General features: G+C 58.4%; 11 protein-coding genes. 6 read left to right on the top strand and 5 right to left on the bottom strand.

Annotated features, from left to right (window positions below; genetic code table 11):
• The first annotated feature begins 84 nt into the window (after window positions 1–84).
• The 3 genes from NMLP_RS15520 to NMLP_RS13930 all read left to right on the top strand — a co-directional run bounded on the left by NMLP_RS15520 (window position 85) and on the right by NMLP_RS13930 (window position 5,265).
• Window positions 85–252: a DUF7556 family protein gene (locus tag NMLP_RS15520; protein WP_015410776.1), complete on the top strand. Its 168-nt coding sequence runs from the start codon at window positions 85–87 to the stop codon at window positions 250–252.
• 129 nt (window positions 253–381) lie between these two features.
• Window positions 382–804 (top strand): PPC domain-containing DNA-binding protein, encoded by a 423-nt coding sequence (locus NMLP_RS13925; RefSeq protein WP_015410777.1) that lies wholly within the window; start codon window positions 382–384, stop codon window positions 802–804.
• Window positions 805–5,265: a DNA-directed DNA polymerase II large subunit gene (locus tag NMLP_RS13930; protein WP_015410778.1), complete on the top strand. Its 4,461-nt coding sequence runs from the start codon at window positions 805–807 to the stop codon at window positions 5,263–5,265.
• 87 nt (window positions 5,266–5,352) lie between these two features.
• Here NMLP_RS13930 and NMLP_RS15525 read toward each other — a convergent pair whose 3' ends face one another.
• From NMLP_RS15525 to NMLP_RS15315, 4 genes are all read right to left on the bottom strand, one after another.
• Complete coding sequence (locus tag NMLP_RS15525) at window positions 5,353–5,517, bottom strand: hypothetical protein (RefSeq protein WP_160169603.1); 165 nt, start codon at window positions 5,515–5,517, stop codon at window positions 5,353–5,355.
• 24 nt (window positions 5,518–5,541) lie between these two features.
• Window positions 5,542–5,835 (bottom strand): hypothetical protein, encoded by a 294-nt coding sequence (locus tag NMLP_RS13935; RefSeq protein ID WP_015410779.1) that lies wholly within the window; start codon window positions 5,833–5,835, stop codon window positions 5,542–5,544.
• A 379-nt stretch (window positions 5,836–6,214) separates the two neighbouring features.
• Window positions 6,215–6,769, bottom strand: a complete 555-nt coding sequence (locus tag NMLP_RS14670) for a PH domain-containing protein (RefSeq protein ID WP_015410780.1) — start codon at window positions 6,767–6,769, stop codon at window positions 6,215–6,217.
• Window position 6,770: 1 nt separating this feature from the next.
• The gene (locus tag NMLP_RS15315) at window positions 6,771–7,427 is read right to left on the bottom strand and encodes a hypothetical protein (protein WP_152024146.1); all 657 of its coding nucleotides are present in this window, start codon (window positions 7,425–7,427) and stop codon (window positions 6,771–6,773) included.
• Between the two features lie 230 nt (window positions 7,428–7,657).
• Here NMLP_RS15315 and NMLP_RS14895 point away from each other — a divergent pair, with 230 nt between their 5' ends.
• Window positions 7,658–8,305, top strand: a complete 648-nt coding sequence (locus NMLP_RS14895; RefSeq protein WP_015410782.1) for a halocyanin domain-containing protein — start codon at window positions 7,658–7,660, stop codon at window positions 8,303–8,305.
• Between the two features lie 173 nt (window positions 8,306–8,478).
• Here the strand turns inward: NMLP_RS14895 and NMLP_RS14680 are convergent, their stop codons facing one another.
• Window positions 8,479–9,342: a tyrosine-type recombinase/integrase gene (locus tag NMLP_RS14680; RefSeq protein WP_015410783.1), complete on the bottom strand. Its 864-nt coding sequence runs from the start codon at window positions 9,340–9,342 to the stop codon at window positions 8,479–8,481.
• A 360-nt stretch (window positions 9,343–9,702) separates the two neighbouring features.
• Here NMLP_RS14680 and NMLP_RS13945 point away from each other — a divergent pair, with 360 nt between their 5' ends.
• Both NMLP_RS13945 and NMLP_RS13950 read left to right on the top strand, forming a co-directional pair.
• Window positions 9,703–11,739 (top strand): helix-hairpin-helix domain-containing protein, encoded by a 2,037-nt coding sequence (locus tag NMLP_RS13945; RefSeq protein WP_015410784.1) that lies wholly within the window; start codon window positions 9,703–9,705, stop codon window positions 11,737–11,739.
• Between the two features lie 86 nt (window positions 11,740–11,825).
• Window positions 11,826–12,950 carry an ORC1-type DNA replication protein gene (locus NMLP_RS13950; RefSeq protein ID WP_015410785.1) on the top strand — a complete coding sequence of 375 codons (1,125 nt, stop codon included), beginning with the start codon at window positions 11,826–11,828 and terminating at the stop codon, window positions 12,948–12,950.
• The last annotated feature ends 16 nt before the right edge of the window (window positions 12,951–12,966 follow it).

Raw genomic sequence — 12,966 nt, forward strand, 5'->3', positions numbered from 1 at the left:
GACCACCGGTTCGACTGCCGACGGGTAGTATGAGACTGGTTAACATCGCCACGTTTATATACTCTCTGTGAGTTATTAGCATATATGTCGCAGAACCAGGCGGCTCCGATGCCGGCTTCCGACTGTGATGTCATGGCCGCGGTGGACCGAGGCGACGCGGGCGAACAGCTCGTGATCGCCGAGCTCTGTCGGGAGGAGGCCTATGTCACCATGTCGACGGAGGCGACGGTCACAGTCGACGAGTGGCGATAGGCGGCATCGGCGACGGGGTGCGGTGACGGGATCACGTAAACGTCCGATCCGGGTGGTTGCGGGACGACGGGAGCGACGATGGAACGCGATGCGGACACCTTTTTTAATACCCGGATCGTTAGCCCGGATATGGATTATCGGCACGTCGAGGGCGGCCGGGAGTACGTCGGGCGGCTCGAACACGGCGGGGACTGGCGGGGACAGATCGAGGCGTTCGCCGAGGAGGAAGGAATCGACGCCGCGTTCTTTTTCGGGTTGGGCGCGGTCCAGGACGCGACCGTCCTCTACTACGATCAAGACGACCAGGAGTACTACCCCGAGGAGTTCGACGAACCGCTCGAGGTGACGACGGCGCTCGGGAACATCTCCCACCTCGACGGGGGGCTGTTCGCCCACACCCACGCGACGTTCTCCCGGGCCGACGGGACGATGCTCGGCGGCCACCTCGACTCGGGAACGGTGTTCGCGGGCGAAGTGTACGTCCGCGAACTCGACACCCATCTCGAACGCGAGCACGACGAGGTCACGGACCTCGACCTGTGGCCGCTGTAGATGCGACCGGACGACGAACGGTACTTCGAACGGCTGGAGGAGGACCTCGACGAAGCGCTGTCGGTCGCCCGTGAGGCGCGCCGCCGCGGCGGGGACCCGACCGAGGACGTCGAAATCCCGATCGCGAAGGACATGGCCGACCGCGTCGAGAACATCCTCGGGATCGACGGCGTCGCCCATCGCGTCCGGGAGATGGAGGACGATCCCGACCTCTCCCGGGAGGAGGCGGCCTTGGAACTCGCGGCGGACTTCGCGGAGGGGACGGTCGGCGACTACGACACCCGCGCGGGGAAGATCGAGGGGGCGGTCCGGACCGCCGTTGCGCTCCTGACCGAGGGCGTCGTCGCCGCCCCGATCGAGGGGATCGACCGCGTGGAACTCCTCGAGAACGACGACGGGACGGAGTTCGTCAACATCTACTACGCCGGGCCGATCCGGTCGGCGGGCGGGACCGCACAGGCGCTGTCGGTGCTCGTCGCCGACTACACCCGGACGCTCCTCGGGATCGAGGAGTACGACACCCGCAGCGACGAGGTCGAACGCTACGCCGAGGAACTGTCGCTGTACGACAACGAGACGGGACTGCAGTACGCCCCGAAAGACAAGGAAGCGAAGTTCATCGCAGAGCACATGCCCGTCATGCTCGACGGCGAGGCGACGGGCGACGAAGAGGTCTCTGGCTTTCGGGACCTCGAACGGGTCGACACCAACAACGCCCGGGGCGGGATGTGTCTCGTGTTGGGCGAGGGAATCGCCCAGAAGGCCCCGAAGATCCAGCGCTACACCTCCCAACTCGCGGAGGTCGAGTGGCCGTGGCTACAGGATCTCATCGACGGGAACTACGGCGGGGACGCGGCCGAGGGGGAGGGGGATGGCGACAGAGAGAACGCGACAGCCGACGGAGAGAACGCGACGGCCGACGGAGAGAACGCGACGGCCAATAACGGAGGCGCGGAATCCAACGAGTCGGGCGGGGTGGAGGAGACGAGCGGAGCCAACGGAGGAGCAGAGACGGACGAAACAGGTGAAGCGGGGGGAGCCGAGGCCCACGACGGCCCACCGAGACCCGACCCGGCGGACAAGTTCCTCAGGGATCTCATCGCCGGCCGACCGGTGTTCGGCCACCCCTCCGAGGTCGGCGGTTTCCGGCTCCGGTACGGCCGGGCGCGAAACCACGGCTTCGCGACCGCCGGGGTGCATCCGGCGACGATGCACCTCGTCGACGACTTCCTCGCGACCGGCACGCAGATCAAGACCGAACGCCCCGGTAAGGCCGCCGGCGTTGTCCCGGTGGATACGATAGAGGGGCCGACCGTCCGACTCGCCAACGGGGACGTCCGACGGATCGACGACCCCGAGGAAGCCCTCGAGATCCGCAACGGCGTCGAGGCCATCCTCGATCTGGGCGAGTACCTCGTCAACTACGGGGAGTTCGTCGAGAACAACCACCCGCTCTCGCCGGCGGGGTACGCCCCGGAGTGGTGGCGACGCGACCTCGAGGCGGCGGGGGCGGACGTGCAGGCGCTCTCGGATTCCCCCCGCGTCGACCTCGAACACCCCGAGACGGAGCAGGCGTTGGAGTGGATCGAGAGGTACGACGCGCCGCTGCATCCCGAGTACACGTACCTGTGGCACGACCTCGATGTCGAGCGATTCGAGGCGCTCGTCGAGGCGGTGAGCGCCGGCCACTGGGCGGAAGCGGACGGGGCGACCGTGGGGGAGACGACCGCAGAGCATCGCCCGACGGACTCCGGCCGAACGCTCGTCGTCGGGCACACCGATCCGGTCCGGGAGGCACTGGAGGTCCTGCTTGTCGAGCACGAACAGGGCGAAGAGACGCTGACGATCTCGGATGCGGTCCCGCTGGTCCGGTCGCTCGGGTTGAGCGACGATCTCGAACGGACGTGGGAGGCGTTGTCCCCCGAGGCCCGCCGGTGGGACGGCGGCGGGAACGCGATGAAGGCGGTCAACGAGGTCGCACCCTTCGAGATCAGAGAGCGAGCGCCGACTCGGATCGGCTGTCGGATGGGCCGGCCCGAGAAGTCCGAAAAGCGCGACCTCTCGCCGGCCGTCCACACGCTGTTTCCGATCAACGAGGCCGGTGGACCCCAACGCAACGTCGCCGACGCCGCGAAACACGCCGATTCGATGCGGGACACGCCGGGGGAACTCGAGGTGCAGGTCGGGAGGCGGCGGTGTCCCGACTGCTCGGTGTCGACGTTCCGGGCGCGGTGTCCGGAGTGCAGCGGCGTCACCGAACCACACTACGTCTGTTACAACTGCGACATCGACGTCGAACCGGACGAGTCCGGACGCGCGATCTGTCCGAACTGCGAAAGCGAGGCCGACGCCGTCCAACGGACGACGATCGACGTCGACGAGGAGTACCGGTCGGCGCTCGAGAACGTCGGTGAACGCGAGAACGCCTTCGGCGTATTAAAAGGCGTCCAGGGGCTCTCCTCGGAGCACAAGGTTCCCGAGCCGATCGAAAAGGGAATTCTGCGGGCGAAGAACGACGTCTCGGCGTTCAAGGACGGGACTGTCCGCTACGACATGACGGATCTACCGGTCACGTCGGTTCGGCCCGCCGAACTGGACGTCTCAGTCGGGCAGTTGAAGTCGCTCGGCTACGAGGAGGATATCCACGGCCAGCCGCTGACCCACGAGGAACAGCTGATCGAGTTGCGCGTCCAGGACGTGGTGCTCTCGGAGGGGGCGGCCGAACACATGCTCCGGACCGCCGACTTCGTCGACGACCTCTTGGAGCAGTACTACGGGATGGAGCGATACTACGAACTCGACGACCGCGAGGACTTGATCGGCGAGTTGGTCTTCGGAATGGCTCCACACACCTCCGCCGCGGTCGTCGGGAGAGTGATCGGGTTTACTTCGGCCGCTGTCGGGTACGCACATCCGTACTTTCACGCCGCGAAGCGCCGCAACTGTTTCCATCCGGAGACGAAACTCCGGTACGAGGACGACGACGGGTGGCACTACGAAAAGATCGAGACACTCGTCGAATCGCGGCTCGAAGATCCCGAATCAGATGATTTCGGGGCGCTGGTACAGCAGTTGGACGGCGATGTGTACGTGCCGTCAGTGACGGAGGGGGGACGAGAAATAATTCGTCCCGTCGCGGCCGTCTCGAAGCATGTCGCGCCGGAGCACCTGATCAAAATTGAGACCGAGGGCGGGCGAACGCTTCGGGTGACACCCGACCACACGATGTTACGGCTCGGTAACCGTAGTGAGACGGAATCGGCGGTCGGTATCGAGCGGGTACCGGCGAGCGGCGTCGAAGTAGGGGATTTGCTTCCGAGAGACACACGCAAACAGAGCATGGCGGCATCGGCAGAACAGAGCATGGCGGCATCGGCAGAACAGAGCATGGCGGCATCGGCAGAACAGAGCATGGCGGCATCGGCAGAACAGAGCATGGCGGCATCGGCAGAACAGAGCATGGCGGCATCGGCAGAACAGAGCATAGCGGCATCGGCAGAACAGAGCATAGCGGCATCGGCAGAACAGAGCATGGCGGCATCGGCAGAGTCGACAGAGTGGGCGCCGAAACCACATCGCGCGGATGGTGGGAACGGGATTGATACCGTTACTTCCGTCGAATATAAAAAATACGATATAGAAAATACCTATTGTCTTACAGTTGAGCGCACGAACACAGTATCGGCAGATGGGGTATATACCGGCCAATGTGACGGTGACGAGGACTGTGTTATGCTTCTTATGGACGGCATTATAAATTTCTCTAAGTCTTTCTTACCAAATCAGAGGGGCGGTCGGATGGACGCACCCTTGGTCATGTCCTCCCGCATCGACCCGACGGAGATCGACGACGAGGCCCACAACATGGACATCGTCTCGGAGTACCCCCGCGAGTTCTACGAGGCGACGCGGGAGATGGCCGACCCCGACGAGGTCGGGGAGTTGATCCGGATCGGCGAGAACACGCTGGGGACGGACGACCAGTACCGCGGATTCCAGCACACCCACGACACCGTCGACATCGCGGCGGGGCCGGACCTGTCGGCGTACAAGACGCTGGGCGACATGATGGAAAAAATGAACGCCCAGCTGGAGCTCTCGAGGAAGCTGCGATCGGTCGACGAGACCGACGTGGCCGAACGGGTCATCGAGTACCACTTCCTGCCCGACATCATCGGCAACCTCCGGGCGTTCTCGAGACAGGAGACGCGGTGTCTCGACTGCGGCGAGAAGTTCCGCCGAGTGCCCCTGACAGGTGATTGTCGGGAGTGCGGCGGTCGGGTGAACCTCACGGTCCACGAGGGCTCGGTGAAAAAGTACATCGACACCGCGATCCAAGTCGCCAAGGAGTACGGCTGCCGGGAGTACACCAAACAGCGGCTCCAAATCCTGGACCGCGCCGTCGAGTCGGTGTTCGAGGACGACACGAACAGACCCACGACCCTTGGGGATTATATGTGATACCGGCAAAAATAGTGGGTGAATATGCAAGAAGCTACTCAGCCGCTTCTCGCATAGCGATGGCTACCATCACTGAGACACACTCTACTAACTTTTTTTCCTCCATAACCAGATATCTGTTTTTTTATACGCTTCGATAGAGTCATTAGCAACCCAGTCGTCTACGGCTTCCTCAACGGCCTCCACCAGTTCGTCCCCCTGGGTATTTGCATCCGATACATGGCTCTCTCCGTTCTCTTTGTAGTCTGTCATAAAAAGAGAAAGTGGCTGTGTGGTTTATTCGTCGTCCTCTGCGTCTATGACTTCTTCTCTGTACTCATCTAGATCATCTTCGTCCAACTCCATCCAGTCCATCAGGTCGATACTATCACCCTCAAACAGGTGTTTTGCGACGTGAGGGACCATCTCTGCGAAGAATTCATCGATGTCATCTATCCCCTCGCGCAGTTGTCCGCTCCGTGAGGCGAGCCGGTATGCGGCCCGCTGACTCTCTTTTGAAGAGTCGAATTCAATGTACGTTTTCGAGCCGTCACCACTGTCCTCGTTGCTTAGGTGTTTGCTAGCTCGCATAATTTGATAATGAATGGGTAATCTTGGTCGAAGCTAAAACGAGCGTAGATCAGGTCTTCAAGCGAATCGGTCAGCTGAAAGCATATTCTACTCACTTCCGCAGCTACTGGGACGCTGAGAATGTTGAAGAACTCCTTGTTCTACTCGATGACGAACCAGACGATTATATCAAAATAGTGCGTGAGGAACTTCCTGTCCGATTCGTCGATATCCCAGGTGTTAATTCACCCAACTGACTGGATAGAGTCTCATATCTCCATAGGTCTTTGAGGAGTCGGAACCTTGCGTTTCAGAAGCTTTGATGAGCAAATCTCAGGGTAACCTGCACAATTTCCAGTTTAATCTATATTCTCACTATTGAAGTAACATAATTCAAAGACTATGTTGCTCTTTCAATCTGCCTCTGGATTATTCGGTACGCCTCATCACCGCTTGGGATGCTTGTGAGTTCTAAGCCTCCCAGTCCTTTATTAATTGAGATTGTCCCGATCTTCAAGATATTCTCAATACGCCCCTGCGAGTACCCAACGCTCCGGATCCGATTATACGGAACCTCTCTTGATTTATTCCGTCCAAGCAAATCGTATTCACTACGAACTTGCCGGTCCGTGATAGTGTACACTGTACTCCGTATTATGAGTATCTGTATAATTATCCGTATAAGAACTATAGCAATCACTATTTGCACGAATACGAGTGCTATGTTAGTAGCTTCAACCGTCCCTAATAATTGCGGATTATCGTATAGTATGGCAATTAAGCCGAATCCGATAATTAAAACTAGTCCAAACTGGATAAGCTCCGGCTTGATTGTTGGTTTGATTTTCATCAACTTGTTCGTATCGGATGGATTTCCATCCTGTGATGATCTAGAATGCGCAGCTGATTCATTTTCATCATTTAAAAAATCTCGATCATCCGTATTTTGACTCATTTTATATCACCTGTCCGGCGTAGGTATTAATAAAAATGGTCACCGCGGCTGAACCAGCAATATATATAATCGGAGAAACTAGTATACCTGCAACTACAATCACAGATGACACCCGGTCCATCCGATGATTCAGCCGCGCACCAAGATAGACTGAGTAGAGGAAGTATATCATGAGTAAACATAGCATTGCAAACAGTACTGTTCCCATTGCTGAAAGATCTTGGAATACGATTGGACCGGGACCTGCGGAGGCAGGTAAGCTGAATTCGATACCTATTATTCCCAAGCCGATTATATCCAGAACTGCTTGAAACGCATTCGCCTGTAGTCTGAGTACAATCTCTCTTGTTTGGACTAATCCATCCGTAGTACTAAGATACATTAGAAGGCCAAATATCCCTGCCAAGTATGCACTCGTCGTATAAACGACTGTATGAAAACTTTGCATCAAACCTCTTGATTCTTTTGTGATTAGAACAGCCATATGGAACGAGGTTAATATAATAACGCTGGCTACTGTAAAGAAGACTGAGTTCCGTCCAAATGCAAATATAAATTGCCATATTGAATCTGGTGATTGAAAAAGCGGTGTTGTATACTCAACAAAAACCGCTGGAGCACTCCTCTGAGAAGTGAATCCAACTCCAGTAACGGTCAATGGCAGCGCATACAGTACCACATTTAAAACCCATACTACAGATAGTTGCGTAGTATACTGTGCAGTTGACCACCGAGAGGTTGAGTAGATGGCTGCTTTTGCTCGAACAAACTCAGATGGGCGAAAGACGGCATCAGCCACCCTGTACAGAATTGTTTCTGCACCCCAGAGCATCCATATGGTGGATAGACACTACAATATTTATATCCTCCGGCATACGTAGCGGCTATATGGATAACGACAAACGGCAGACAAGAAGGCATCTGCTTCGGATAACTCCAGCGCTTACCGGGATGAGTATAGTTGCTGGGTGTCTACGCTTGGACACTAGCGATGAATCATCGAGTGGGGACGGTGAAGAATCATCAGATACTGGTTCTGATAGTAGTCAAGATCAGTCATCGAATGACGATACACAAGATGACACAAGATCTGAGCCTGATGATAGTAGCAGTTCCTCTGATGATGGCCAGGATGATGGACAAGGTGAGACAAGAGAAATGAACGAACGAATTCTTTCCCAAGCAGAGTCATTTGTGTCTAGTAATGAGGCAAATCTCTATAAAGGTCAAATTCAAGACCGTACCGGTGAGAGTAAAGTAACTATTGAAACAGGAGCTGGAGGCAACGGTTTTTCATTTAATCCATCAGGTGTCGCAGTTAGCACCGGGACAACAGTCACATTTGAGTGGACTGGTAATGGAGGTGCTCATAATGTTGTTTCTGAAGACAGCAGTGATTATAAATTTGAAAGTGAATTAACAGATGAACAAGGGTATACTCTTGACATAATTGCTAATGACCCAGGCACGATACTATACGTTTGTATTCCACATCGTGCTCAGGGTATGTATGGAGCTGTCGCCGTCATAGAATAGCCTATAACCTCAACAAGGGTCCGGGAGATAGCAATCATAACTATACCCAATATCGGTGCTACCAAAGTACCTTACGCGAATAATTATTGCCCAGTTCTGGCTAGCTCCATTGAGGCACTATTTCATAGCTATACACGCCAAGATCAGTTCAAAATCATCTAAGACGTAGCGTATTACATATATACACACGTTTCACATGAGTGTGAATTGTATATATTCTCTTTTATATTCTCCATAGCACGACGAATGGTTTCTCCCGATACTGGAGAAGCTGGATCAACAACGGAGTAGCTTGGCCGCGTTGTGATGAGGTAGTGATCAGGGTTACTCGTATCTGGATGGTACTCTAGCCAGTTCTGGAGGGGACCTTTAGCACCTAGAAGAGGACGGTTTCCGTTTCTGTCAGTAGCTCCCTTCAGTCCATCAGCAGTAGAGTTCAGCCGATACGTCCCAGTCTCAAGATTGACATCTTTCAGCCGGAGTGTTCTGATTGCCTCCCGTCTTTGACCTGTGTAAAGTAGCAGTTCAAAGATCGCTCGGTCACGAGGATTACCCACAGCCTCCCTAGCCTCCTGTATCTCCTCTTTTGTGAGCATATCATTCGGATCAATCGGAGATGAGGTTTTATCGAAGATTGGTATCTCGGATGACTCTACCTCTAAAGTATCATGGTATCGATAGAAGTTTCGGAGAGCCACCTGATAGTTCCGGATGGTGGATTTCTGAATCCCCTCGTCATTAACCAGTGGATGAGTACCATCGTGCAGCTGTTGGAGGTCGTGTTTCAGCTCGTCTATTGTAGCTTCAGTGAGGTCACGCTCTCTGGCGATTATCATGAGGGGATAGAGCCATGAGATGAGCGTACTGGGTTTACGAGTACCCTCACCTTGTGGAGTTGATACTAGTATGTTGTCATTATCGTAGGCATTAAGAAGCTCCGTAACTCTATCATAGGTATCTTGACCGATCTCACCATCTTCAACGTATCCGTTAACTGTTTCTATCCGGCGTTCATACTTATCGCGTGGGGTGGTCATATTGGTCTTGACCCACCCCGCTCTCTGGATGGGAAGTATATAAAGGCAGGGTCGTAATTGACAACGGTCATGAATGTATTCGACACGAACAAGCAGAGCGGGATCGCGGATTTCATGTAGGCATCGGGCCGGGAAGCGCTAGTCGCAGTAGTGTCCGGCATCATACGCCAGGTGGGTTTGGGGCGGAGCGGAGTCCGAGAGACGGTGGGGCATACCGCGCAAGAAACGGAACGTATGGGGGCGAGCGAATCAAAAAGGCTACCGAGCGTATGGGGGCGAGCGAATCGGTTGGGGGGCGAGCGAATCGGTTGAGAGGCGAGCGATGGGGTTTTTGTCGGCGGGAGACACAGAGAGCGGTAGATGGAGTTCGAGGAGTTGGCGTCGATTCCCGGCGTGGGGGCGAAGACGGTCGAGCGGTTGGCCGAACTCGACGACCCGGCCGAGGCGGTCTCGGAGGGCGACGTCTCGCGGATCGCGCGTGCGCCGGGGATCTCCGAGGGGCGGGCCGCCAGGATCGCCCGGGCGGCGATCCGGCGGCGCCACGGCGACTCGGGGGCGTTTCTCGCGACCGATCGCGCCGAGGAGCTCTATGAGTCTGTCCTCGGACTGTTACAGGAGCGGGCGGTCACGGCGCACGGGCGAAAGCGGCTCGAAACGCTGTACCCGAGCGCGTCGGCCGCCCGGATCGAGGAGGTCCGGTCGTTCGCGAAGGGAGCCGTCGAGCGGGAACCGACTCCGGAGCTCTTGGAGGCACTTTCGGGAGTCGAACCGCTCGAATCGCCGGGCGGGATCCGCGTCAGGGACCGGTGTCTGGCGACGAGCGACGCCGAGACGTACGCCGAGGCGACCGACGCGATACCGGAACTGAGTGTCGAGTTGGTCGACGACGCCCGGGACGTCTCGGACCTCGCCCGCGGGTACTCGACGGTCGTGGTGTTGGACGAGGCCTTCGCCGGGATCGAACTCGAGGGGGATGCCGACGTGCGTGTCGAGCCGGACGCGCTCTCTGAGCCAGCGGCCGTCGTGCCCGAGCGAACGATTTCGTTTTTCGCCCGAAACAGGGGACGGTTGCTCGCGGCGGCGGCGGTTCACGAGGCGGCGTCGAAGCTCGACATCGGTACGTCGATCGACATCGATGCACTCGAGCGCGCACTGGAGCGGCTGACCGAGGACGGCAGTGTCGACGACGACGATCGGTTGCGCGCGCTCGAAACCGCGATCGACGATCTGGATGCCGCGGTTTCGATGGCGGAGGGCGTCGCCAACGATCGTCTCCGGGCGGCGATCGAGGAGCGGGACGTGACGATCGAGGGGGCGGATCTACTCTCGCTCGTCGAGCGCGGGGCGGGGGTGGATTCGCTTCTGGAGCGCGAACTCTCCGAGGAGTTCGCCGAGGCGATCGAGGCGGCCCGCGAACGGCTCGTCGACGCGGTCGGGGTCGACGACTACGAGTCGCTGGCGCGCGGGGCGTTCCCCGAGGAGCCGACGTTTCCGGTCGAACACGACGGGCGGGTGATCGACCGGCTCAGAGAGGAGTTGAGCGCCGACCGCGACCGGCGGGCGACCCGTCTGAAGCGCGAGGTGGCCGAGGAGTTGAGAGGAATGCGCGGACCGGCGAAGGCGCTCGTCGACGCCGCTTTGGAACTCGACGTCGAACTCGCCGTCTCGCGGTTTAGCCGGGATTTCGACTGCACGTTCCCGGTGTTCGGGGGAAGCGGAATCGAGATCGAAGGGGGGCGGTCACCGCTCCTCGACGTCGCGTTCGAGGACGTCGAGCCGGTTGACTACGGGATCGAGGGCGTCTCGCTCCTTTCGGGCGTCAACAGCGGGGGAAAGACGTCGACGCTCGATCTGGTCGGGACGGTCGCCATCGTGGCCCAGATGGGGCTTCCGGTGCCGGCCGAGGGGGTTCGAACCCGACGATTCGAGGCGCTACACTACCAGGCGAAGACCCAGGGGACCCTAGACGCAGGAGCCTTCGAGTCGACGCTTCGGGAGTTCGGGTCGCTGGTCGAGGGGGCAGAGGGGCGGTTGGTGTTGGTCGACGAGTTGGAGTCGATCACGGAACCGGGCGCGAGCGCGGTCATCATCGCCGGGATCCTCGAAGCGCTCGCCGAGGAGGACTCGACGGCGGTGTTCGTCTCGCACTTAGCTGGGGAGATTCTCGATGCGACCGACGCGGACGCGAACGTGAGCGTCGATGGGATAGAGGCTGTCGGGCTGATCGACGGGGAGTTGTGCGTGAACCGTTCTCCGATCAAAGGTCACCTCGCGCGGTCGACGCCGGAGCTTATCGTCGAAAAGTTGGCCGACGAAGGGGACGATTCGGAGAACGAAGGTAGCCAGACGGGGTTTTATTCGTCGCTTCTGGGGAAGTTCGAGGGAAACAGCGATTGACGCTGTCGACTGTCGGGATGGGGATCCGGTCGGTGGGCACGTGCCGCCCGAAGGCTTAACATAGCGGGCAGCGTGGTGAAAGTGAAATGGCGGACGACGACATGCTCTCGTGGGACGAATCGGTATTCCGCGACGAGCACGTCCTCGAACTCGATTACGTGCCGGAGGCGTTTCTCCATCGTGACGAGCAGATGGAGACGCTGAAGTACGCCCTCCGGCCGGCGGTTCGGGGCTCGCGCCCGCTCAATGTGATGGCCAGGGGACCGCCGGGAACCGGGAAGACGACGGCGGTCCAGAAGCTGTTCGGCGAGTTGGGAAGCGTCGGTGATATCGAGGTCGTTCAGGTGAACTGTCAGGTGGACTCGACCCGGTATGCGATCTTTTCGCGACTGTTCGAGGGGCTCTTCGAGTACGAGCCGCCGGCGTCGGGCATTTCGTTCAAGAAGCTCTTCGGACAGATCACGGACCGGCTAGTGGAGGAAGACGAGGTGTTGGTCGTCGCGCTGGACGACGTGAACTACCTCTTTTATGAAGGCGAAGCCTCGGACACCCTCTACTCGCTGTTGCGGGCCCACGAGGCTCACTCGGGGGCGAAAGTCGGCGTCATCGTCGTGTCGTCCGATCTCGATTTGGACGTCATCGAGGAGCTCGACACCAGGGTACAATCGGTGTTCCGGCCCGAAGAAGTGTATTTTTCGGCCTACGGGGAACGGGAGGTCGTCGAGATTCTCACCGAGCGAGTCGACCGCGGCTTCCGCGAGGGAGCCGTCGGGACGCGCGTTCTCGATCGAGTCGCCGGGTACACTTCCGACAGCGGTGGGGACCTCCGGGTCGGGATCGACCTCCTCCGGCGGGCCGGGTTGAACGCCGAGATGCGGGGATCGACGGCGGTCGACGTAGAGGACGTCGATTCGGCCTACGAGACGGCCAAATACGTCCACCTCTCGAGACACCTCCGCGGGCTCTCGGAATCCGAGTCGGCGCTGGTTCGAGTGCTCGCGGACCACGACGGCGAGCAGGCTGGGGATGTCTACGAGGCGTTCAGCGGCGTTACGGACCTCGGCTACACGCGATACTCCGAGATCGTGAACAAACTCGAACAGTTGGGACTCATCGAGACGGAGTACACCGAGGTCGACGGTCGGGGACGGTCGCGAGCGTTGTCGCTGTCGTACGATGCCGACGCCGTGCTAGATCGGTTGGAAGAGTAGTCGGTTCGTGACCGAA

Origin of the sequence: Natronomonas moolapensis 8.8.11, assembly GCF_000591055.1 — an archaeon.
Taxonomy (GTDB): Archaea; Halobacteriota; Halobacteria; order Halobacteriales; family Haloarculaceae; genus Natronomonas; species Natronomonas moolapensis.